This is a genomic window from Pseudomonas fluorescens (genome assembly GCF_004683905.1).
Classification (GTDB): domain Bacteria; phylum Pseudomonadota; class Gammaproteobacteria; order Pseudomonadales; family Pseudomonadaceae; genus Aquipseudomonas; species Aquipseudomonas putida_A.
Genome location: NZ_CP038438.1, coordinates 3198929 through 3220933, shown reverse-complemented (window position 1 = coordinate 3220933; position 22005 = coordinate 3198929). Strand labels below are relative to the sequence as shown.

The following is a 22005-nucleotide window of genomic DNA, read 5'->3' as shown; positions in this document are numbered from 1 at the left end:
GGTCGTATCAGCAGCTATTGACCGAACAAAGGCTTCCCATGAGCGTAGATGCACAAGATGTAGTACTCGTCGTCGAGGACGAACCGGTTATCTTGATGGTGCTGACAGATTACCTGTCGGGGCAGGGGTACCGCGTGTTGCAGGCCGAAAACGGCGAGCAGGCGTTCGAGATCCTCGCGAGCAAGCCGCATCTGGACATGCTGATCACTGACTTCCGCCTGCCGGGCGGGATCTCCGGCGTGCAGATCGCGGAGCCGGCAGTAAAACTGCGCCCGGATCTGAAGGTGATCTTCATCAGCGGTTACCCGCAGGAAATCCGCGAGACCGGCAGCCCGATCACGCGCAAGGCGCCGATCCTGGAAAAACCGTTCGATCTGGACGTGCTGCAGGAAAAGATTCAGGAATTGCTGGCCTGATCTATAGCGGCTGATGCTCCCCATGTAGGAGCTGCCGCAGGCTGCGATCTTTCGATCTTAAAAAACAAGATCAAAAGATCGCAGCCTGCGGCAGCTCCTACAGTCGTTTTGGGGGATCAGTTCTGGATCATCTCGCGGACTTTGGCGGTCAGCAGATCGAAAGTGAACGGTTTGGTGATCATCTGCATGCCCGGGTCGAGGAAACCACCGCGCACTGCCGCGTGCTCGGCATACCCAGTAATGAATAACACCTTCAGCCCCGGCCGATACTGCCGGCCGATTTCCGCCAGTTGCCGGCCGTTCATGCCTGGCAGGCCGACGTCACTGATCAGCAGGTCGATGCGCTGTGTCGAGTTGAGGATCGGCACGGCGCCGTCGGCATCGCCGGCTTCGACAAACGCATAACCCAACTCACTGAGCACCGCGCTGACCAGTACGCGTACGGCAGGGTCGTCCTCGACGATCAACACGGTTTCGCCATCCATTGCTTCCGGGGCCTGCTGAGCATCGGACACCGGATGCTCCAGCTCTTCGCCGCGAAAGCGCGGCAGGTACAGTTTGACCGTGGTGCCCTGATCGATTTCGCTGTCGATCGAGACGTGACCACGAGACTGCTTGCTGAAGCCGTAAATCATCGACAGACCCAGCCCGGTGCCCTGGCCGATCGGCTTGGTGGTGAAGAACGGATCGAACGCGCGGCTGACCACGCTCTGCGCCATGCCACTGCCGTTATCGGTGACGCTGAGCATCACGTAGTCGCCGGGTTCGAGATTCGGGTAGGCCTCGGTGAATTCCGGCTTAAGCACCTGATTGCTGGTTTCGACCACCAGTTTGCCGCCCTCGGGCATTGCATCGCGGGCGTTGAGTACCAGGTTGAGCAGGGCGCTTTCCAGTTGATTGGGATCCGCTTCGGCGATCCACAACTGGTCGTTGAGGCGCATCTCCAGCTGGATACTTTCGTTGAGGCTGCGCTGCAGCAGCTCGCCCATCGACAGCACCAGTGTGTTCATCTGCACGGCTTTGGAGTCCAGCGATTGCCGGCGGGAAAACGCCAGCAAACGGTGGGTCAAGCCGGCCGCGCGGTTGGCTGAAGTGACACCGAGATCGATCAGGCTGTCGAGGTCATCTAGGCGTCCGCGAGCCAGCCGCCGGCGCAGCAGTTCAAGGCTGCCGATAATCCCGGTGAGCATGTTGTTGAAGTCGTGAGCGATGCCCCCGGTCAACTGACCGACCGCTTCCATTTTCTGTGACTGGCGCAGGGCTTCTTCGTTGTGGCGCAGTTGCGCGGTGCGTTCCTCGACCTGTTGCTCAAGGGTTTCCAGGGTCGATTGCAGTCGGCGTTCGCTTTCACTCAAATCGATCAGGCGGTCGCGGGCTTCGTACTGTCGTCGTCGCCCGCGCAGGGCGGTGGAGACCAGACTGACCAGGGTCGCCGGATGAAACGGGCGCTCAAGGAACGTGACGTTGCCCAGCAGTTTGCTCAGGCGCGAGGAGGGGCCGGGTTCCGGGCCGCCGTGGTGGGTCAGCAAGACGATCGGCAGATCCGACCAGGCCGGTTGCTGTTCCAGAAAGTGCAGGAGCGTTTCCAGCTCGGGGCCGCGCAGGGCTTCGGTGGCAATCAACAAAAGTCCGGCGCCAGGCTCCAGTTCTGCGCACAGCGCGCCCAGATCCGGGGTGATGACTCCGCCGTAACCGGCCTCATTGAGGATCATCAGCGCCACTTGGCTGTCCCGGCCCATGGGCGCCAGAATCAGCGCCCGTTCCGGCAGTGATACGGAGGCTGTCACAAGGTTTCTTCCCGCAACAGCGGATTGCTCGCGCCGAGGTAAGTCGGCACGCCACGCAGCACGCCCTGGAACGCTTCCAGCGGTTCGCCGATGGTCATGCCCTGGCCCGAAATGCGGTATTCACGAATGGTCGACTCGTGGCTGCCGGTACGTTTCTTGATGATGGAAATGGCCCGGCGAACTTTGCCGATGGCTTCGAAGTAGCGCAGCAGGATCACCGTGTCGGCCAGGTAAGTGATGTCGACCGGCGCCTGCATGTCGCCGACCAGGCCATGCTGGGCAACGGTCATGAAGGTTGCCGCGCCTTTGCGGTTGAGGTACAGCAGCAACTCATGCATGTGCAGCACCAGGGCATTCTCTTCCGGCATCGCGGCCTGATAGCCGTTGATGCTGTCGATCACCACGGTCTTGATGTTGCCTTCGTCTACGCAACGACGCACCCGGTGGGAGAACTCGCCGGGGGACAGCTCGGCGGCGTCCACTTGATCGATCAGCAGGTTGCCGGTGGCTTGCAAGGCCTTGAGGTCGATGCCGATGTTTTTCATGCGCTCGAACAGCAGACCCAGCTCTTCATCAAAGATGAACAGCGCGGCTTTTTCGCCTCGGGCCACTGCGGCAGCGGCGAAGATCATCGAAATCAGCGATTTACCGGTACCGGCCGGGCCAAGAATCAGCGTGCTGGAGCCGGTTTCGACCCCGCCGCCGAGCAGGGCGTCCATTTCCTGAATCCCGCTGCTCAGTTGCAGGCGCGGGTAGTCGCTGCGGTGTTCGGCGGCGACCAGTCGTGGGAACACATGGACGCCGTCGCCCATGATGGTGAAGTCGTGGTAACCGCCACGGTATTTCTGGCCGCGATACTTGACGATGCGCACGCGGCGGCGCTCGGCACCGTAATTGGGCGTCAGTTCTTCGAGGCGGATCACCCCGTGGGCGACGCTGTGCACGGTCTTGTCGAGAGACTCGGTGGTCAGGTCGTCAAGCAGCAGCACGGTGGCGTCGTAACGCACGAAGTAATGTTTGATCGCCAGAATCTGCCGGCGGTAGCGCAGCGAACTCTGCGCCAGCAGGCGGATCTCCGACAGGCTGTCGAGAACCACGCGGGTGGGCTTGAAGCGCTCGACCACTTCGAAAATCTGCTTGGTGGCTTCGCCCAGCTCAAGGTCGGACGAGTACAGCAGGCTTTGCTGATGCTCGGCGTTGAGCAGGCTTTCGGGTGGCGTCAGCTCGAAGATTTCAATGTTCTCGTTCAGCTCCCAGCCGTGGGAGGCCGCGCCTTGACGCAATTCACGCTCGGTTTCCGACAGCGTGATGTAGAGACAGCGTTCGCCGGCACGGGCGCCCGCCATCAGGAAATGCAACGCGACGGTGGTTTTGCCTGTACCGGGTTCACCTTCGAGCAAAAACACATGCCCTCGGGACAGACCACCGGCGAGGATGTCATCCAGGCCAATGATGCCGGTGGCGGCTTTTGCACTGATCAACTCGTTGGACGTAGACAAAGAATGCCCTCTCATGACTAGGGGAATCGAGGCAGCAGGCTGTATCAGCCGTTGTGCTCTACCTGATTACTTGACCGCTGCCAGTCATGACGGTTCCGATGTTTCGATATCAAAATGTCATTGAATCAGCGGGTAAAGGCTCAGAGTCCCTGCTGTAACGCCGGGTCATCAGGGTTCATCTGCTCCAGTTGCGCGAGCAGAATCTGCACGTTCTGCAACTGGCCGCTTTCCTTCCAGTAATTGATCAGCAGCACTCGCGCCTTGCGGTCGGCGGGGTGGCGCTGGACGACTTCCTGCAACTGCTTTTGCGCCGCTTCCAGTTCTTCGGCGGCGTGCAGGGTGGTGGCGAGGTCGTAGCGGTAATCCTTGTTGTCAGGCTCAAGTTCCACCGCTTTGGACAAGCCGAGCAGGGCGAATTCACGCTGGCCGTGGTGCAACAGCCACAGCCCGAGCGCGTGTTGCAGGTAGGCGGAATCCGGTTGCGCCTGCAACTGTTTGGCGAGCAACTGGCGGGCGGCGTCGCTCTGACCCTGGCGGTCGAGGACATCGATCTGCATCACCAGTGCCGGCAGGTTGCCCGGTTCCAGCCGCAGGGTGTTGTCCAGCGCTTGTTGGGCCTGTTTGAGTTCGGCGTTGTGCAGATACAGGCGTGCCAGTTGCGCATAGGTGGCGGCGCTTTCCGGCTGTCCCTTGAGCGCTTGTTCCCAGCCATCGATCGCCTGCTGCAGCGGGGCGAAATACAGCCCCAGTTCATCCGGCGTCAGGCCCAGCAGGGCATTGATCGCAGCGAACCGTACGTTTTGGTCCTCATCGTCGAGCATCGGCCCGAGCAGCAGACTGCGTTGCCCGCCGGGCACCAGTCCGACCACACTTTGAATCGCTGCCAGCCGTACTTCGGGGGCTTCGTTCTGCAGATGGGCGTCGGCCAGTTTCAGCGCTTGCGGGCTCGGATAGTTGGGCAGCTCGGCCAGCAGCCAGACACTGCGTTTGACCGACAGGTCCGGGCGACCCAATTGCTGATACAACTGCCGCGCGGCTCCCGGCTGACCGGAACGGGCGGCCGTCAGGGCTTCGCTGTAGCCGCGCTTGATCGCTTCCGGCACCACCGGGGCGGTGGAGCGCAGGGATAACCAGGCAATGACGACGAGCAACACAAGGCCAAGGCTGATGAGCAGGTAGCGGCGGGACTGAGGCATGCAGATTTCCGTGAACTGGCGTTCTATAGCAGAACGGCAAGCTTCGACCAGCGAGGGCCGTGAGTCAAACCCCGTGCATGCGAATCGCCCTACAACATCTGTCGATTCAGTTACCCATCAGGCATTCGATGCAGAGTCTACGCTTGCAGGAGTCGCTTCGATGAGAGCCCCCATGCAAGCCCTGCGCAATTATTTCCAGGTCGTGATCCATCCCGGTCAGGCTGTCCTGCTGTTTGCCCTGCGCACCATTGCCGCCGGGCTGTTGACGCTGTATCTGGCGTTTTTGTTCGATCTCGACCAACCCAAGTGGTCGATCATGGCCGTCGTGATTGTCAGCCAGCCGTTGGCCGGCATGGCGCTGGCGCGTAGTTTCGGTCAAGTGATTGGCACCACGCTGGGTGCTGCGGTGGCGGTGTTGATCATGGCGATATTCCCGCAGGCGCCGCTTCCGTTCATCACAACGCTGGCACTGTGGCTGGCGCTCTGCACCGCGGGCGGCACGTTGCTGCGCTATACCAGTTCTCAGGCGTTTGTGCTCAGTGGTTATACCGCCGTGGTGGTGGCATTGCTGGCCATTCCCGACCAGGATGGCACCTTTCTGCTGGCTGTCACCCGCGTTACCGAAACCTTGCTGGCCGTAGCGTGCGTCTGCGTGGTCAGCCTGCTCACTGCGCGTCCGGAAGCAGTTGCCAAAGGTTACTTCGCCAAGGTCGATCAGGTGATCAAACTGGCTGCCAATCACTCCGCTGCGGTGATTCGAACAGAAGAAAGTGAAGCCGACTTTCAGCGCCGTCAGATGCAGTTGCTCGGTGAAATCAGCGCGCTCGAAGGGTTGCGCCGCCATCTGTATTTCGATGCCCCACGGTTGCGCGGTGCCGACAATCTGGTGCTGCTGTTGGGTAATCAACTGATGTTGCTGACCTCGCGTTTGACTGCATTACGTCATCAGCGCGAATTGCTCACCGAACGTTGGGAGGGCGATCTTCCTCTGGACGTACAGCGCTTGCGTGCAGAAGAGCTCGCACTTCTCGACCAGTTGGCGCAGTTGGGCCGAGCGCTGCCCACCGAGCGGCGGCATCAATTCATCACGCTGCAGCAGCAGTTTGAAGCCTTGGCGTATGAGGCCGAACAACTGACCGAAGACATGAGCGCTATCCTGCGCTCGCTGGCGTGGGCGTTACGCTGGGAGCAGGCGCGGCTGTTGCAGCAACTGGAGCAGATTCTGGAGTTGAGTGATGCCATTCAGGAAGGGCGCGAAGCCAGTTGTCTGTATCGCGGTCAGGCCAGCCCGCTGCATCTGGATTTCACACTGGCTTCAATGAACGCCATCCGCGCCTTTACCGCATTACTGGTAGCCGGGTTGATCTGGATCGAAACCGCCTGGGATGGGGCGCGGGGCGGGATGATTCTGGTGGGGATTCTCTGTTCGCTGATGGCGACATTCCCGCGGCCACTGATGGCCGCGCAGAGTTACGCGCGTGGGTTGGGACTGGCACTGGTGGTCTCGGCGTTCTATCAATTCATGCTGGTGCCGACCATCAGTGATTTCGAGCCATTGGCGTTGATGCTGGCACCGCTGCTGTACGTGATCGCTGTCGGTTTGGCGAGCCCGACGACCGCGGGCATTGGTATGGGCCTGGGGTTGTCGAGTTTCCTCCTGCTCGGCCCACAGAATGTCGGCACCGGGCAGAACACTGCAATTCAATGGTTCGAATTCGCCGGCGCCTATGTCAGCGCGGCGATGCTCGCTTTGATGGTCTACGCATGGATTTTCCCGTTCCGTCCGGCATTGCGTCTCCGCCGCTTTTATAACGAGGCGCGTGAGCAGGTTTATGAACTGACCAAAAAACCGGCCACCGATGAACAGCAATTCGCTTTCGAAAGCCGTATGGTCGACCGACTGACCAGCATGCTTGGCTTGCTGCCGGCCGTGAGCGAGCGCGCCATGCAGCAGCTCTATGAAATCAGTCTGGCGTGCGTCGCATTGGGCGTAGCAATGCATCAACTCCGGCAGCAGGCGCAGAACAATGCATTGCTAACGGACGCGTTCAGCCAGCAATTGGCTTCGGCGCTGCGCAAGACCGGCCGTTTTGTGGCCGGGCGCCAGCACGTGCAATTGCAAGCGTTGTTGACCTCGCTCCAGCTATTGGGTGATGAGCTGGACGAGTTGCACGTCGCCAGCCACGAACATTTGTGGTCGGTGTTTCGCATGCGCGTGGCGCTGTTGATCGTCGTGTCTTTCCTGAAACGCCACGGCGAATACCTGCAACGTAACGTCTCGGAAGGAGAACCGGCCCTTGCCCATTGATTTCGAAATGGGTGGTGTTTATCTGCCACCCATTGCCCAGGCCCTATTGCTGGCGATACCGATATTTATGCTCCTGGACTGGTGTTTGCGACGTCTGGGTGTGTTGCGACTGGTCTGGCACGAGGCGCTGTTTGAGGGCGCCTTGTATGCATGCGTTTGTGCCTCGCTGATTTTGCTGATGGGAGCCTGATGCCTTGAAAGTGTTACTCGCTCGAACAACGACATTAGCGGTGGTGTTGCTGGCCATCGTGCTTGGCTGGTTTGCCTGGGAGCATTACACCCGTGCGCCTTGGACGCGGGATGCGCGGGTGAGGGCGGATGTGGTGACGCTATCAGCCGATGTTTCCGGGCGTATCGTCAGCCTCGTGGTGCAGGACAACCAGCATGTCGACAAGGGGCAATTGCTCATGGAGATCGATCCGGCGCGCTACAGCCTGGCAGTCGAGCATGCGCGGCGTTCGGTCGAGGTGGCGAAGGCGACGCTGGGGCAATCACAGGCATCCATCGTCGCCAGTGAAGCGCTGCTCAAACAACGCCAGAGCGAAGAGCGGCGCCGGCGTACGCTCAAGCAGGGTTTTGCAATTTCCGGGGAAGAATGGGAGAAGTCCAATACCGATGTGGCGGTGGCTCAGGCTGATCTGTTGCGCAATCAGGCCAATCTCGGGCTGGCCGAGGCCAATGTGCAATTGGCGATTGCTGCACTGACTCAGGCGGAACTGGACTTGCAGCGTACTCGTGTCGAATCGCCGGTCAGCGGTTACGTCACTAATCTGCTGACCCGACAGGGTGATTACGCGGTTGCGGGTGGTGCACTGCTGGCACTGGTCGACAGCGATTCGTTCTACGTCAGCGGTTACTTTGAAGAGACCAAATTGCCGCGAATCGAGGAGGGGGACCGCGTGCGCGTGCAGTTGATGAGCGGAGAAACCTTTGGTGGCACGGTCCAGAGCATCGCCTTTGCCATCGCCGACCGGGAAAACGCCACGGGTGGCCGACTGCTGGCCAATATCAATCCGAGTTACACCTGGGTGAAGCTGGCGCAGCGGGTGCCGGTGCGCATCGGCATTGATGGTGACTATGCCGGCAAGAATCGATTAAGGGCCGGTACGACAGCCACTGTCACTGTTCTGGAAGCGCAAAACCATCAGGCCAAAAAAAGCCCCGCGACCGAATGATACGCGGGGCAAAAAAATTGGTTGGTTGCGGCCAACCAAAGGAGCTCTTTAACAACTATTACTTACTGGCGACGGTTTCCGGCTGCCAGCCACCACCCAAGGCCTTGTAGATCGCGACGATGCCGCGATACAGATCAACTTCGGCCTGTGCCTGGCTGTCTTCGGCATTCAGGCGTTCGCGCTGAGCATCGAGCAGCACGAGGAAGTCGGTGGTGCCTTCGCGGTAGCGGATTTCCGCCAGATCGGCAGCCTTGCGGCTCGATTCACTCTGACGAATCAGCGAGATCAGCCGTTGCTGACGCTTGCCGTAATCGCTGAAGGCGTTTTCCGATTCTTCCAGCGCCAGCAACACCTGTTGCTCGTAGGTGGCGAGTGCGCCTTCGGCGTCGGCATCGGCGCCGCGCAGACGCGCGCGCACGCTGCCCAGATCGAACGCCGCCCAGGTGATGCTCGGGCCGAGTGCCCAGGCGTTGGCCGCAGAGGATCCGATCTGCGAACCACGCCCGGCCGTCCAGCCGAGGAACCCGCTGAGGCTGACCCGTGGAAACAGATCAGCCTTCGCCACACCGATTCGCGCGGTGGCCGAGGCCAGTTTGCGTTCGGCGCTGAGGATGTCCGGCCGGCGTTGCAGCAGTTCACCCGGATCGCCGATCGGCAGGGCCTTGGCAATCGCCGGCAAGTCTTTCGGGCTCAGATCCACGGTCAGTTTGTCGGGACGTTCACCCAACAGAGTGGCGATGCGGTTTTTCTGCCGAACCTGTTCCGCCTGCAATTGCGGCACGCTGGCTTCGACCGAGGCCAGACGCGCATCGGCACGTTCGACGTCGAGCTGATCGCCCACGCCGGCGTCACGCAGGCTGATGGTGATCTTGCGCGACTCCTGCTGGTTCTCCAGGTTGGCCACGGCGATCTTCTCGCGCAATTGCGCACCGCGCAGTTGACCGTAGGCGTCCACCAGTTCGGCAATCATGGTGACTTGCAGTTGGTACAGATCGGCTTCGGCCGCCTGCTGGTCGGCGTCGCTGGCTTCCAGATTGCGCTGGATACGCCCGAACAGGTCGAGTTCCCAGGCCATGTCCAGCCCCAGGTCGTAGCGTTCGCTGTTGACCCGTTTGGTGGTCTGGCCGGGGATTTGCCCCTTGGCCAGATCACTGCTCGCGCGGCTGGTGATGGTCGGCATCGCATCGTTGCTGACGTCGTCGCGGATCGCCCGGGCGGCTTTCCAGCGGGCGAACGCCACGCGCAGTTCACGGTTGCCTTGCAGCGATTGCGTCACCAACTGGTTGAGGGTCGGGTCGTCGAATTGCTGCCACCAGATGCCTTCGAACTTCGAACGGTCAAAGTTCTTCTGACCGGCAGCGCCGTCGGTGGCGGTCGTGATGTTGGCCGCCTCCGTCGCCGGGGTCTTGTAGTCAGGGCCGACGGCGCAGGCGCTCAATGCCAGCACCAGCAGACTCGGCAGGAAGACTTTCAGACTCATTATTGCGCCTCCAGTGGCTTTTGAAGAGCTTGCGCCTTGGCCGCTTTGCGGGCTTCGCCACGCTCGACGAAATTACGGATCAACACGTAGAACACTGGCGTCAGCAACAGACCGAAGAAGGTTACCCCGAGCATCCCGGAGAACACCGCCACACCCATCGCGTGACGCATCTCGGCACCGGCACCGCTGGAGAACACCAGTGGCACCACACCCATGATGAACGCGAAGGAGGTCATCAGGATCGGCCGCAGACGCAGGCGGCAGGCTTCCAGTACCGCAGCCAGCGGATCGAGACCTTCCAGCTGTTTATCCTTGGCGAACTCGACGATCAGAATCGCGTTCTTGCACGCCAGGCCCACCAGTACGATCAGGCCGATCTGGGTGAAGATGTTGTTGTCGCCGCCGGAGACAATCACCCCGGTGATGGCCGACAGCAGGGTCATCGGTACGATCAGGATCACCGCCAGTGGCAGGCTCCAGCTTTCGTACTGCGCCGCGAGCACCAGGAATGCCAACAATACGCAGAGCGGGAACACGAACAGCGCGGTGTTACCGGACAGAATCTGCTGGTAGGTCAGGTCGGTCCACTCGTAGGTCATGCCGTTCGGCAATTCATCCTTGAGCAGTTTCTCGATGGCTTTTTCGGCCTGGCCGGAGCTGTAGCCGGGGGCTGCCGCACCGTTGATTTCCGCAGTGATGAAGCCGTTGTAGTGCATCACGCGATCCGGACCCGAGGTGTCGCTGACCTTGATGAAGGTCGCCAGCGGGATCATTTCGCCCTTGTTGTTGCGCACTTTCAGTTGACCGATCTGGTCGGATTCGAGGCGGAACTGTTGCTCAGCCTGAACGTTGACCTGATAGGTGCGTCCGAAACGGTTGAAGTCGTTGGCATACAGCGAACCCAGGTAAATCTGCAGGGTGTCGAAGATGTCGCTGACGGCCACGCCGTGGGTCTTGGCTTTTTCGCGGTCGATGGCAGCATCGACCTGGGGTACGTTCACGGTGTAGCTGGTGAACAGCCCCGCAAGCTCAGGCACGCTGTGGCTCTTGGTGATGATGTTCATCGTCTCTTTGTACAGCTCGTCGTAGCCCAGGTTGCCCCGGTCTTCGATTTGCAGACGGAAACCGCCAATGGTGCCCAGACCTTGTACCGGCGGAGGCGGGAAGATCGCCATGTACGCTTCCTGAATGTTCGCGTACTGACCGTTCAAGGCCCCGGCGATGGCACCGGCGGACATGCTCGGGTCTTTACGCTCGTCGAACGGTTTCAGGGTCACGAACACGATGCCGGCGTTCGGGCTGTTGGTGAAGCCGTTGATCGACAGGCCCGGGAACGCTACGGCGCTTTCCACGCCCGGCTGTTTCAGCGCCAGGTCGGACATGCGCTTGATCACGTCTTCGGTGCGATCCAGGCTCGCGGCGTCCGGCAGTTGCGCGAAGGCCACCAGGTATTGCTTGTCCTGGCCAGGTACGAAACCGGTCGGTGTGCTGGAGAATCCGAAGAACGTCAGCACCATCAGGCCTGCATACAACAGCAGGGCGATGCCGCTGCCACGGATGACCCGGCGCACAGTACCGACGTAACCGTGACTGGCCTTTTCAAAGAAGCGGTTGAACGGACGGAACAACCAGCCACCAAAGATCTTGTCGAGCACTTTGGAGAAGCGGTCTTTCGGCGCGTCATGACTTTTCAGCAACACAGCGGCCAGCGCTGGCGACAGGGTCAGCGAGTTGAACGCGGAGATCACGGTCGAGATCGCAATGGTCAACGCAAACTGCTTGTAGAACTGCCCGGTGAGGCCGGAGATGAACGCCGCCGGAACAAACACCGCACACAGCACCAGCGCGGTTGCGATGATCGGGCCGGTCACTTCACGCATCGCTCGCTTGGTCGCTTCGACCGGGGTCAGTCCGAGCTCGATATTTCGCTCGACGTTCTCCACCACCACGATGGCGTCGTCGACCACGATCCCGATCGCCAGTACCAGGCCGAACAGCGACAGGGCGTTGAGCGAGAAGCCGAACAGGTGCATGACTGCAAACGTACCGATCAACGATACCGGCACCGCCACCAACGGAATGATCGAGGCGCGCCAGGTCTGCAGGAACAGGATCACCACCAGCACCACGAGGATCAGCGCTTCGAAGAGGGTGTGAACCACCGCCTCGATCGAGCCGCGTACGAAGATCGTCGGGTCATAGACGATGCTGTAGTCCATGCCTTGCGGGAAGCCTTTCTTCAGCTCTTCCATCTTGCCGCGAACTTCGTTCGAGATATCGATGGCGTTGGAGCCTGGACGCTGGAAGATCGGGATCGCTACAGCGGGCTGGTTGTTCAGCAGCGAACGCAGGGCGTACTGGCTGGAACCCAGCTCGACGCGCGCGATGTCCTTCAGACGAGTGATTTCACCGTTATCGCCTGCGCGAATGATGATGTTCTCGAACTCTTCTTCAGTGACCAGACGGCCCTGAGTGTTGACCGACAGCTGGAAGCTCTGGGCATTCGGGGCAGGGGGCGCACCGAGTTGACCGGCAGCGACCTGACGGTTCTGCTCACGGATCGCGGTCACCACGTCAGTGGCGGTCAGATTGCGCGAGGCGGTCTTGTTCGGATCGAGCCAGACCCGCAGCGAGTAGTCGCCCATACCGAACAGCTGCACGTCACCGACACCGCCCAGACGAGCCAGCTCATCCTTGATGTTGAGGATCGCGTAGTTGGACAGGTAGAGCATGTCGTAACGTTTGTCCGGCGAGGTCAAGTGCACAACCATGGTCAGGTCGGGCGAGGCCTTGTCGACGGTGATACCGATGCGCGTCACTTCCTCGGGAAGTTTCGGCTCGGTCCGGGTCACCCGGTTCTGCACCTGCACCTGCGCGTTGTCCAGGTCGGTGCCCAGGGCGAAGGTGATGGTCAGGGTGATCTTGCCGTCAGCGGTGGACTGCGAGGACATGTACAGCATGTTCTCGACGCCGGTGATGGCTTGCTCCAGCGGAGCGGCCACGGTTTCACCGATGACTTTGGGGTTGGCGCCCGGGAAGTTGGCACGCACCACCACGGTCGGTGGCACGACTTCCGGGTATTCGCTGATCGGCAGCTGGAACAGCGAGATCGCACCGGCGATCAGGATCAACAGCGAGAGCACCGCTGCGAAGATCGGCCGTGAAATGAAGAATTGGGAAAAATTCATCGGAGTTGTCGTCCCTTAACCGCGTGGGGTCGTAGCGGCCAGCTTCACAGCCGTACCCTGTGCACCTTTGGCGGGTGCGACTTTGGGCAGGTTGCTGGCTTCCAGCGCTTGACGTTGTTGAGCCAGAGCGGCAATGGTCTGCTCGCTGGCCATCGGGATCACTTCAGGGGTCACCGGCGAACCCGGACGTACCCGCTGCAGACCCTTGACGATGATCGTGTCGTCCTTGTTCAGACCGGTGCGCACAATGCGCAGGCCTTCGATTTTCGGCCCCAGTTCGACGGCGCGGTAAGCGGTCTTGTTGTCCGCATCCATCACCAGCACGAACTTCTTGCCCAGATCGGTACCGACCGCTTCGTCGTTGATCAGCATGGCGTTGTAGGTGCCGCTGCCGACCAGTTTCAGACGTGTATACAGGCCAGGGGTGTAGGTGCCGTCGCTGTTGTCGAACACCGCACGACCACGGATGGTGCCGGTTTTCGGGTTGACCTGGTTGTCGACGAAGTTCATCTGACCGAGGTGCGGGTTGCCGTCTTCATTGGACAGGCCCATGTACACCGGAGTGGTGGCGCCACGTTGGCCGTTGCGGGCGAGTTGGGTGTATTTGAGGAACACACGCTCGTCGGCGTCGAAGTAGGCGTAGACCTTGTCGGTGGAAACCACGCTAGTCAGCGGGGTGGTGTCGGCAGTCACCAGGTTACCGGCGGTGATCTCGGCACGGCTGACGCGACCGCTGATGGGCGCGGTGACGCGGGTGAAGCTCAGGTTCAGCTTGGCCAGATCCAGTTGCGCCTGCAGGGCGCCGACGGCGGCGCGGGCTTCCTGGGCAGCGCTGGTGCGCGAGTCGGCCAGTTCAGCGGAGATCGCGTTGCTCGCACGCAGACGTTCGCCACGACCGGCTTCGTTTTCACTGCGAGTGGCATTGGCACGGGCCTGGGCTACCAGGGCTTCGAGGCGGCGCACCTCAGCCTGGAAAGGACGCGGATCGATCTGGAACAGCAGATCACCTTTCTTGACCAGCGCACCTTCGGTGAACGCCACCTCGTCGATCTGGCCAGAGACCCGAGGACGGATTTCAACAGTTTCCGGCGCTTCGAGGCGCCCGGTGAATTCGTCCCACTCGTTGACCGGTTGTTCCAGCACCTTGGCCACGCTGACTTTAGCAGCGGGCATAGTGGCGGCAGTCTCCGGAGTCTTGCCGCAAGCGCTCATCACCAGCACGGCCAGCATGGCCAAGGGGAAGCGCAAATGTTTGAGTGACTGTTCCATGGAATCATCCGCCAATGTATTGAAGATGGGCGGATGATGCTCGGCAGGCTGTGATGGCACGAATCGAATGAAGCAAAGGTAACTATCATTCGGAATGATATAAGACCGATTCGAGCCCTCTAGGATGCACCTTTCGTTAGGGGGCTATCAATCTTTTCAACGCAATTCTGTGTTGCTGCCAATGCAATGATCGATATTGACGACGAGACAGGATCAGCAGCGAAACCTCTTACTTCCTCGGCATGGTCGAGCGCTTCACCGGTCTTTTGCTGCTCAACAGGCGTCGCGCAGCATGTACCGCGCGCTCGGAGAGCATTTCCATGCGCGGTGATTGCAGCGCCCACGCATGCCAGTAAAGCTCGACATCAGTGAAATGCCCCGGCGCGACATCCACCAGCTCCCGATTTTTCAGCAAGTCGCTGACCTGCATGTGCGGCACCATTCCATAACCCAGTCCACGGCGTATGGCTTTGAGGCGTGCCTCCGGAAGTGACAGGTAGTGCGTGGGATAAGCGTCTGCGGTAAGACCGAAACGCGACTGCATGAAATCCGACTGCAAGGTGTCCTTGCGCGAATAGGCGAATACCGGCGCCTTACGTGCAGTCGCGCGAGTCAGGCCCTTGGCAAACCAGCGCTGCTGAAACTCTGGCGCAGCGACCAGCTGGTAACGCACCGGGCCCAACAGCTCAGCGAAACATCCCCGCATAGGCTGTGAACGCGTGCCGATGCAGCCAATAACCTGACCACTTTCCAGCAAGGCATAGGTGTGATCCTGATCGTCGACCACAACGTCGAGCAAAATATTCTCGCTGACGAAGATCTCGGCCAGTGCCGGAAAAAACCAGGTCGCCAGCGTGTCGCCATTGACCGCAATCACCACGCGCAGGTGATCCTGTTCATCGCCGCTCAGCTCGTTGAGCAGTTCCTCTTCAAGCACGGTTGCACGGCGCAGATAGAGCATCAGTTTTCTACCCGCCAGCGTCGGCTCGCACGGGCGCCCGCGCACCACAACCGAGCTGCCCAGACGCACTTCAAGGGCGTGTATGCGTTGCGACACCGCCGACGGCGTCACGTTTAGCCGTTCCGCAGCCTTCTCGAAACTGCCGCTGTCGACCACAGCGAGGAACGCCTGCATCTGTTTTGCGTCGAGTTGCATGGCTGTCGCTCTGGATAAGTATTTCTAATCTTTGCTGAAAGATACTGCGTTTTTCTTCACTTAAACATATGGCTGCTCAATCATTGCTCTGCGGTGACAGTGAGCGGCTTCAACCTGCACAACACACTGCACCGGGTGTCATCCGAACTTTCGCATGACAGCAATGAGGCTTGATTCAAAGAGAAGGGTGGGCGTGATGAGCAATCAAATATCCAGCGTCCGATACTGGCCATGAAACTCAATATGATCATCGCTGTGAGCGCAATTGCATTGGTCGGCAACTATGTCTGGCAGTCCCATGACCTGAAACTCGGTCCCTACGAGTACCAGGTCTCGGCAAAGACACTGCAGTCCCGACACACGCACTCCGAGGCCCGTCGGATGGCCCTTGATGGCGCCGAGAAAAAATGTGCATCGCTCGGCAAGCAGATCGACGTGTTTGACGTGCAATCGCGCCTGCCGCTCGATCCTGCGAATGAAGTAACCAATGTGACATTCGTCTGCAAGTAAGCAGCCCTTAATCAATCGGCGGTACACACTATGAAATTATTGATGATTGCGTTGTTTGCGACGCTGTTGAGCGCCTGTGTGACATCTGTGCAGGACTGGTCCAGGCCCGGCGCCAGTGCTGCTGATATCCAGCACGATAAAGCTGAATGCCAGTATCAGGCCAAGGCCGCGACCGCCAGCTACCATTCAACCCCGGCAGCGAACGATAAAACCCACGGCATGGGCAGCGCCGTGGGTGACGGGATTGTCATAGCGGAGAAACAGATCGACCTGACCAATGACTGCATGCGCGTCAAAGGTTACTCGGGCCAGTGAACAAGGCAGATTGATTGATCAAGACCTCGTATGCTCTACCGCATTGGACCCGATCAGTGTGGCTTGACCCTCTGATGGTGCGTCCCCTGAACGTCGACACATTCGGCAATCGGTATCAAGACACCGACAGATGGGCACAGATCGCTTGCGTACAATTACGCGCGATCATCAAAGAGTAATACGACGTTTAAATGAGTGATTCTACGGCGACAAACAACGGCAACTGGTACGCAGTCATTGCCTTGGCACTGGCTGCGTTCGTGTTCAACACCACCGAGTTCGTCCCGGTCGGTCTGTTGAGTTCGATCGGCAGCAGCTTCGACATGTCGACTGCGCAGGTCGGCCTCATGTTGACCATCTATGCGTGGGTGGTGTCTTTGACGTCGCTGCCGATCATGCTGCTGACGCGCAACGTCGAGCGGCGGAAATTGCTGATTGTGCTGTTCGGGATGTTTATCGCCAGTCACATTCTGTCGAGTCTGGCGACCAGCTTCGGTGTACTGCTGGTGAGCCGGATCGGTGTGGCGTTGTCGCATGCGTTGTTCTGGTCGATCACCGCGTCTCTGGCCGTGCGCCTGGCACCACCGGGCAAACAGGTTCAGGCCTTGGGCTTGCTGGCAACCGGTACTTCGCTGGCGATGGTGCTGGGGATTCCCCTCGGCCGCTTGCTGGGCGAGGCCATGGGCTGGCGCACCACGTTCATCGTGATTGCAGGCTTTGCCGCGGCGCTGGTGTTCTGCCTGGCGAAGGTACTGCCGCTGCTGCCCAGCCAGAACTCAGGCTCGCTCAAGAGCCTGCCGATATTGCTGAAGCGACCTGCGCTGGTGGCCGTCTATGTTCTGACGGCTCTGGTGGTGACGGCACAGTTCACCGCTTACAGCTACATCGAACCGTTCGTACTGACCGTGGCCAACATGAGCGGCGACGTGGTGACGCTGCTGCTGTTGCTATTCGGCGGTGCCGGTATCTTCGGCTCGCTGCTGTTCAGCTACCTGCACAGCTATAACCCCCAGCGCTTTCTGATCATCTGCGTATCGGTGCTCGCCTTGTGCCTGGCTTTGCTGTTGCCGTTGAGCGGCAACGTCTCCTACCTCGGCGTGCTGAGTGTGTTCTGGGGTATGGCGATCATGGGCTTCGGTCTGGCGTTGCAGTCAAAAGTCCTGGTGCTGGCGCCGGACGCCACCGACGTGGCGATGGCGCTGTTTTCAGGCATCTACAACATCGGTATCGGCGGCGGGGCACTGGTGGGCAGTTGGGTGGGCAGTCAGTTTGGTTTTGCTTACATCGGCGTGGTGGGGGGGATGCTGGCGGCTTCGGCGCTGGCGTTTTACTGTTTGTCGATTTATCGACTCGCCCGGTCCGGGGCCTGAGCTCGCGGACTTCCGTTCGCCGCCGGGCGCATTTCATTTCGAGGTTGCCTGCTCAATGCGCAGGCAACTCGAGACTGTCCGGGTCGCCAAAAAACATCTGAATCCGCGACCGCAACCAACGCTCCCCCGGATCGTTATCCTGCGACCCACGCCACGCCATATGCAGTTCGAACGTGCGCGTCGGCAACGGTGGATCCTCCGCCCGCACACCGCCGGCAGCCGTCAGTGCATCCGCGGTGTAGTCCGGCACGGTCGCAACAATGTCAGTGCCAGCGAGCAACGTACTCAAACCATTGAACTGCGGCACGGCCAGCACCACGTGGCGCTTGCGCCCGAGTTTCTCCAGCTCTTCATCAATAAAGCCACTGAGGTCACCGGCGAACGACACCAGTGCATGCGGACGCGCGCAGTAGTCATCCAGACTAAGCGGGCCGGGCACGGTGTCGGCGCGCAGCAGTTTCGGCTGGCTGCGGCGCAGCACCTTGCGCTTGGCGTTGGCCGGCAGGTCGGTGGTGTAGCTGACGCCGATGGAGATTTCGCCGGAGGCCAGCAGGCCCGGCATCAATATGTAGTTGACTCGGCGCACGACGAGGACGATGCCCGGTGCTTCGGCGCGCAGGCGTTTGAGCAGCATCGGCAGCAGGGCGAATTCGACGTCGTCGGACAGGCCGATGCGAAATACCGAAGTGCTGGTGGCGGGGTCGAATTCCGCCGCGCGGCTGACAGCCGTTGAAATCGAGTCGAGCGCCGGGGAGAGCAGGGCGAAGATTTCCACCGCGCGGGCGGACGGTTCCATGCTGCGTCCGGTGCGCACGAACAACGGGTCATCGAACAGGCTGCGCAGGCGCGAGAGCGCCGCACTGATCGCCGGCTGGCCTAGAAACAGCTTCTCGGCGGCGCGGGTCACGCTGCGTTCGTGCATCAGTGTTTCGAATACGATCAACAGGTTCAGGTCGACACGACGCAGGTCATTACGATTCATCTGGAGTCCTGGCAGAGTCATCAAGCTTGACGAGAGCGACCATATGAGAACAATGGCCGGCATGAATATTACGGGGAAAGGCTGGTACTCTGCACCGCTAAATTCAGCTTTACCGGGCCGGTGGCGGCATTTTTTCATCAATTTTGCCAATGCCGTTCATACTGCGGAATCAATGACAGGCATGTCGACTATTAATAGCCACTGATAGTCTTGGGTCAAAAGCCCAGATAGAGTTCAGGGCATTAGAGGTTACTTTGACGAGGTTTGCGATGTCCCGCACGATCCGTTTTCACAAGTTTGGTCCGGCCGAGGTGCTCAAATGCGAAGAGCATGCGGCCGCTCAGCCAGGTCCTGGCGAAGTGCAGGTGCGTGTCGAGGCGATCGGCATCAGCTGGTACGACATTCTCTGGCGTCAGAACCTGGCCTCGTCCCAGGCACGCCTGCCGTCCGGTCTCGGCCATGAAATGGCCGGTGTGGTCACCGCCGTCGGTGACGGTGTGGACGATCTGTCGGTCGGCGACAAGGTGGCCAGTTTCCCGGCCGAAAGCCCGAACGATTACCCGGTATATGGCGAGCAGATCGTGCTGCCACGTACCGCGCTGACCCGTTATCCGGATGTGCTCAGCCCGGTTGAGGCCAGCGTGCATTACACGCCGTTGTTGATCGCCTATTTTGCCTATGCGGATCTGGCGCGGGTCAAACCAGGGCAGTTTGCTCTGGTCACTGACGCCAGCCATTGCGCCGGTCCGTCCTTTGTCCAGTTGGGCAAGGCCATGGGCGTGCGGGTGATTGCCGCGACAAAAACCGCTGATGAGCGTGAATACCTGCTGTCGCTGGGTGCCGAGAAAGTCATCGTCACCGAGGAAGAAGACTTGTTGATGCGAATCAACAAGATCACCGACAACCGTGGCGTCGATGTGGTGTTCGACGGTCTTGGTGGCCCGCAGATGTCGTTGCTCGGTGATGTCCTCGCACCGCGTGGCAGCCTGGTCCTGTATGGTCTTCAGGGTGGCAACCAGACACCATTTCCGGCCTGTGCGGCGTTCCAGAAAAACATCCAGTTCTTTGTGCACTGCATCGGTAATTTCACCGGTAAACCCGAGTTGGGCATTGTTCAGGATCAAGTCGCCTTGCAACGTGCCCTGCGTGATATCAATCAGCTGACGGCCGACCGTGTGCTGCTGCCGCTCAAGACCCGGGTCTTCCCGTTCAACGAGTTCGTCGAAGCACATCGCTACATGGACGAATGCCCATGCCGCGAACGGGTCGCCCTGCAGGTCGAACCCGCGTAACGCCCTCCGAACAGAGTCCGTGGCCCCACGGACTCTTGCGTTTTTACCTCTCGCAAATAATCAGACAGACCAAGCATGGTGCGTGGCCGGTTGTGCATCTGAACCGGTTTTTGTCTGCCATCTGTATCTTCTATTCGCCATATAAGCCCTGATAATTGAATGATTACTTTCATCTCAAGGAATGAGCCATGTCTGTGCATTCTGTTTTTCATTTTGCGTTTAACGTTTCCCCTCATGGGCGATATAGCGGTTTTTGTTTAATGACTGTAGGGCATTTCCTATTGTTGTTCTGCTTTTGTTGTACTCAATGTTCGTGGGACGCTGTAAGAAGTTTCCTCAGATATTTTCTGATCAGAAAAAACTCAATGCTGACGGGGGTTTACGTTGTCTGAGGCGGTGGGGTTGCTGACTTCATTGCGTCAAGTGTTTCAAATAACTTCAAAATCATAAGTGTTAGTATTTGATCGTCTATTACTTATTGATGAATTTATTGCGCCAGCGTCATCGCTGATGCGCGATATGAATTTTTTATGCCGGGTAAAGTACTGATGAGCACGATCCATGATCAGGCAATGAACTATGTCTACCAGCAAGTATTGCAACGCCTGCTGAGTTTCTTTTCCAGAGCCGAGCGCACAGCGCTGCAGTTGCTGATCCAGCGTCTGGTGGTCGCCGCCGGCGGAATGGAGCGCATGGGTGAATACAAGGTCATGGTGACGCCATCCGGTACCCGTGACAGTTGCTACATGCTGGCGCTGCTGCGCGCCGCCCAGTTGAGTATTGCCGGCCGCGCGCCCGCCACGTTCCAGTTACGTGTGGCCACCTTGCGCCGCAGCGAATCGGGGACGGCGGCGCTGAACAACATGCACCGCAGCTTCGCTGCCTTGTTTCTGTATGACGACCCCCGTGTCGAGTTGCTCATGGTGGAACATCGACAAGTGTTGCCGTTCAACCATCTGGCGCCACTCGGAATGGACAGCGCGGACGCCCATCGCACCAATCTGCTGATGATGGGGCATCGACGTGCCAGGGGCGAGAAGCTTGAGTGGCGGGACGACGCCTGCCTGGCCTGGGCCGAATTTTACGGCCAGATTGCTCGCTGGAGTAACGGCGTGGATGCCTGGCTGGCCAGCGAATCGCCGCGTCGTCAGAAGCAGTTTGTCGAAGACCTCGACCGGGCCGTGCAGAAGGCCGGTATCGGGGCGCTGACGCCGAATTCCGGGACGTTCGATGAGCTGTTCGCTTTGCTGGACGGATTGGGAGGGGATTTGTATCGCGGTTTTTACTCCGAATCGGAGCGGCAATGCTGGCGTCCCGAGGGTGGCTTCGAGTCATGTCGTCGCACGACATTTGTCGACATTCATGACATGGCGGTCGGCAATCTTGAAGAACGCTGGCCGCTACTGAGCGAGTTTCTGGGGTTCGAGGCAGAGGAATGGGTGTTTCACCAGGGTGAGGGCGAATACGCCGACCCTTTGATCGAGGCCCATTTACTCGGCCTGGAAGCCGAGTTCCTCAGCGATCGCAGCTATGAAGCGGGGTTCTCGGAACATGTCCAGCGCATGCTGGCGAACATGCAGCTGCAGCGGGTGCCGGAACCGGTCTGCGAGCAGATGATCGCAAGATTGGGGCAACGGCAGACCACGGAAGAACTGCGCGAAGCAGCGGCGAGCTGGCTGCACCAGACTTACGGTCTGAACGAAGCACAATGGGTCTGCCTGCTGTTCACGCCGTTCATCGAGCGTGGAGCCGGGCTCGAGCGGTTTCTGCGCAGCTGTCATCCCGGCATGTTGGTGGCGCTGCCTGATTTGCATCGGGCCATGCAGGGGCTGCACGGCCCGGAGCAGGTAATGCAGTGGATGATGGACGTCAGCGGTTTACCGGTTCGGCTCATCGGCCACCTCTACGCCATGGAACCCTTGCCAGCGCACGGTGCGGCCCGGCAAACACTGGAGACCGCACTCGACGCGGCAGGCCTCGATGGCTCCGGCGTGGGTGACCGGTCAGTGGAACGATGAAGTGAGCGAGCGATCCTTGGGCGCACCAACGGTTATGGTGTCCG

The 22005-nt window shown here is 59.8% G+C and carries 17 protein-coding genes; 9 read left to right on the top strand and 8 right to left on the bottom strand.

Going from position 1 to position 22005, the window contains the following annotated elements; translation table 11 throughout:
• Nucleotides 1-38: 38 nt before the first annotated feature.
• Nucleotides 39-416: a response regulator gene (locus E4T63_RS14640; protein ID WP_003225116.1), complete on the top strand. Its 378-nt coding sequence runs from the start codon at nt 39-41 to the stop codon at nt 414-416.
• A gap of 116 nt (nt 417-532) precedes the next feature.
• On the opposite strand, the gene E4T63_RS14635 is transcribed toward E4T63_RS14640, so the two are convergent.
• The 3 genes from E4T63_RS14635 to E4T63_RS14625 form a co-directional block, all read right to left on the bottom strand.
• Nucleotides 533-2203 (bottom strand): ATP-binding protein, encoded by a 1671-nt coding sequence (locus E4T63_RS14635; protein ID WP_135295866.1) that lies wholly within the window; start codon nt 2201-2203, stop codon nt 533-535.
• Entirely contained in the window at nt 2200-3702 is a 1503-nt protein-coding gene (locus tag E4T63_RS14630; RefSeq protein WP_098964109.1) for an ATPase domain-containing protein, read from the bottom strand. Before E4T63_RS14630 ends, E4T63_RS14635 begins: the two co-directional genes overlap by 4 nt.
• Nucleotides 3703-3842: 140 nt before the next feature.
• Entirely contained in the window at nt 3843-4898 is a 1056-nt protein-coding gene (locus E4T63_RS14625) for a tetratricopeptide repeat protein (protein ID WP_027612750.1), read from the bottom strand.
• A gap of 160 nt (nt 4899-5058) precedes the next feature.
• Between E4T63_RS14625 and E4T63_RS14620 the strand changes: the two genes are divergently transcribed.
• Genes E4T63_RS14620 through E4T63_RS14610 form a run of 3 tightly spaced genes read left to right on the top strand, consistent with a single transcriptional unit; the run spans nt 5059 to nt 8381 of the window.
• The gene (locus tag E4T63_RS14620; RefSeq protein ID WP_245223377.1) at nt 5059-7206 is read left to right on the top strand and encodes an FUSC family protein; all 2148 of its coding nucleotides are present in this window, start codon (nt 5059-5061) and stop codon (nt 7204-7206) included.
• Nucleotides 7196-7396 (top strand): DUF1656 domain-containing protein, encoded by a 201-nt coding sequence (locus E4T63_RS14615; RefSeq protein WP_027612752.1) that lies wholly within the window; start codon nt 7196-7198, stop codon nt 7394-7396. Before E4T63_RS14620 ends, E4T63_RS14615 begins: the two co-directional genes overlap by 11 nt.
• 4 nt (nt 7397-7400) lie before the next feature.
• Nucleotides 7401-8381 (top strand): biotin/lipoyl-binding protein, encoded by a 981-nt coding sequence (locus tag E4T63_RS14610; protein WP_027612753.1) that lies wholly within the window; start codon nt 7401-7403, stop codon nt 8379-8381.
• Between the two features lie 58 nt (nt 8382-8439).
• On the opposite strand, the gene E4T63_RS14605 is transcribed toward E4T63_RS14610, so the two are convergent.
• The 4 genes from E4T63_RS14605 to argP form a co-directional block, all read right to left on the bottom strand.
• Complete coding sequence (locus tag E4T63_RS14605) at nt 8440-9861, bottom strand: efflux transporter outer membrane subunit (protein ID WP_027612754.1); 1422 nt, start codon at nt 9859-9861, stop codon at nt 8440-8442.
• A complete protein-coding gene (locus E4T63_RS14600) occupies nt 9861-13049 on the bottom strand; it encodes an efflux RND transporter permease subunit (RefSeq protein ID WP_098964106.1) in 3189 nt (1062 codons plus the stop codon). The genes E4T63_RS14605 and E4T63_RS14600 overlap by 1 nt, the downstream gene beginning before the upstream one ends.
• Nucleotides 13050-13064: 15 nt before the next feature.
• Nucleotides 13065-14318, bottom strand: a complete 1254-nt coding sequence (mexE, locus tag E4T63_RS14595; protein ID WP_135295865.1) for a multidrug efflux RND transporter periplasmic adaptor subunit MexE — start codon at nt 14316-14318, stop codon at nt 13065-13067.
• A 229-nt stretch (nt 14319-14547) separates the two neighbouring features.
• Nucleotides 14548-15474 (bottom strand): HTH-type transcriptional regulator ArgP, encoded by a 927-nt coding sequence (argP, locus tag E4T63_RS14590; protein ID WP_135295864.1) that lies wholly within the window; start codon nt 15472-15474, stop codon nt 14548-14550.
• A 231-nt stretch (nt 15475-15705) separates the two neighbouring features.
• On the opposite strand from argP, the gene E4T63_RS14585 reads away from it, so the two are divergent.
• From E4T63_RS14585 to E4T63_RS14575, 3 genes are all read left to right on the top strand, one after another.
• Nucleotides 15706-15984 (top strand): hypothetical protein, encoded by a 279-nt coding sequence (locus E4T63_RS14585; RefSeq protein ID WP_134786460.1) that lies wholly within the window; start codon nt 15706-15708, stop codon nt 15982-15984.
• Between the two features lie 42 nt (nt 15985-16026).
• Nucleotides 16027-16299, top strand: coding sequence for a hypothetical protein (locus E4T63_RS14580; protein WP_098964101.1), 273 nt, complete (start codon nt 16027-16029; stop codon nt 16297-16299).
• Nucleotides 16300-16490: 191 nt separating this feature from the next.
• Nucleotides 16491-17669, top strand: a complete 1179-nt coding sequence (locus tag E4T63_RS14575) for a sugar transporter (RefSeq protein WP_134786459.1) — start codon at nt 16491-16493, stop codon at nt 17667-17669.
• 52 nt (nt 17670-17721) lie between these two features.
• Here the strand turns inward: E4T63_RS14575 and E4T63_RS14570 are convergent, their stop codons facing one another.
• On the bottom strand, nt 17722-18651 hold the full coding sequence (locus E4T63_RS14570) for a LysR family transcriptional regulator (RefSeq protein WP_007963542.1): 930 nt from the start codon (nt 18649-18651) through the stop codon (nt 17722-17724).
• A gap of 269 nt (nt 18652-18920) precedes the next feature.
• Between E4T63_RS14570 and E4T63_RS14565 the strand changes: the two genes are divergently transcribed.
• Both E4T63_RS14565 and E4T63_RS14560 read left to right on the top strand, forming a co-directional pair.
• The gene (locus E4T63_RS14565) at nt 18921-19943 is read left to right on the top strand and encodes a zinc-dependent alcohol dehydrogenase family protein (RefSeq protein ID WP_027612770.1); all 1023 of its coding nucleotides are present in this window, start codon (nt 18921-18923) and stop codon (nt 19941-19943) included.
• Nucleotides 19944-20491: 548 nt separating this feature from the next.
• The gene (locus E4T63_RS14560; RefSeq protein WP_135295863.1) at nt 20492-21961 is read left to right on the top strand and encodes a hypothetical protein; all 1470 of its coding nucleotides are present in this window, start codon (nt 20492-20494) and stop codon (nt 21959-21961) included.
• Nucleotides 21962-22005 lie beyond the last annotated feature (44 nt).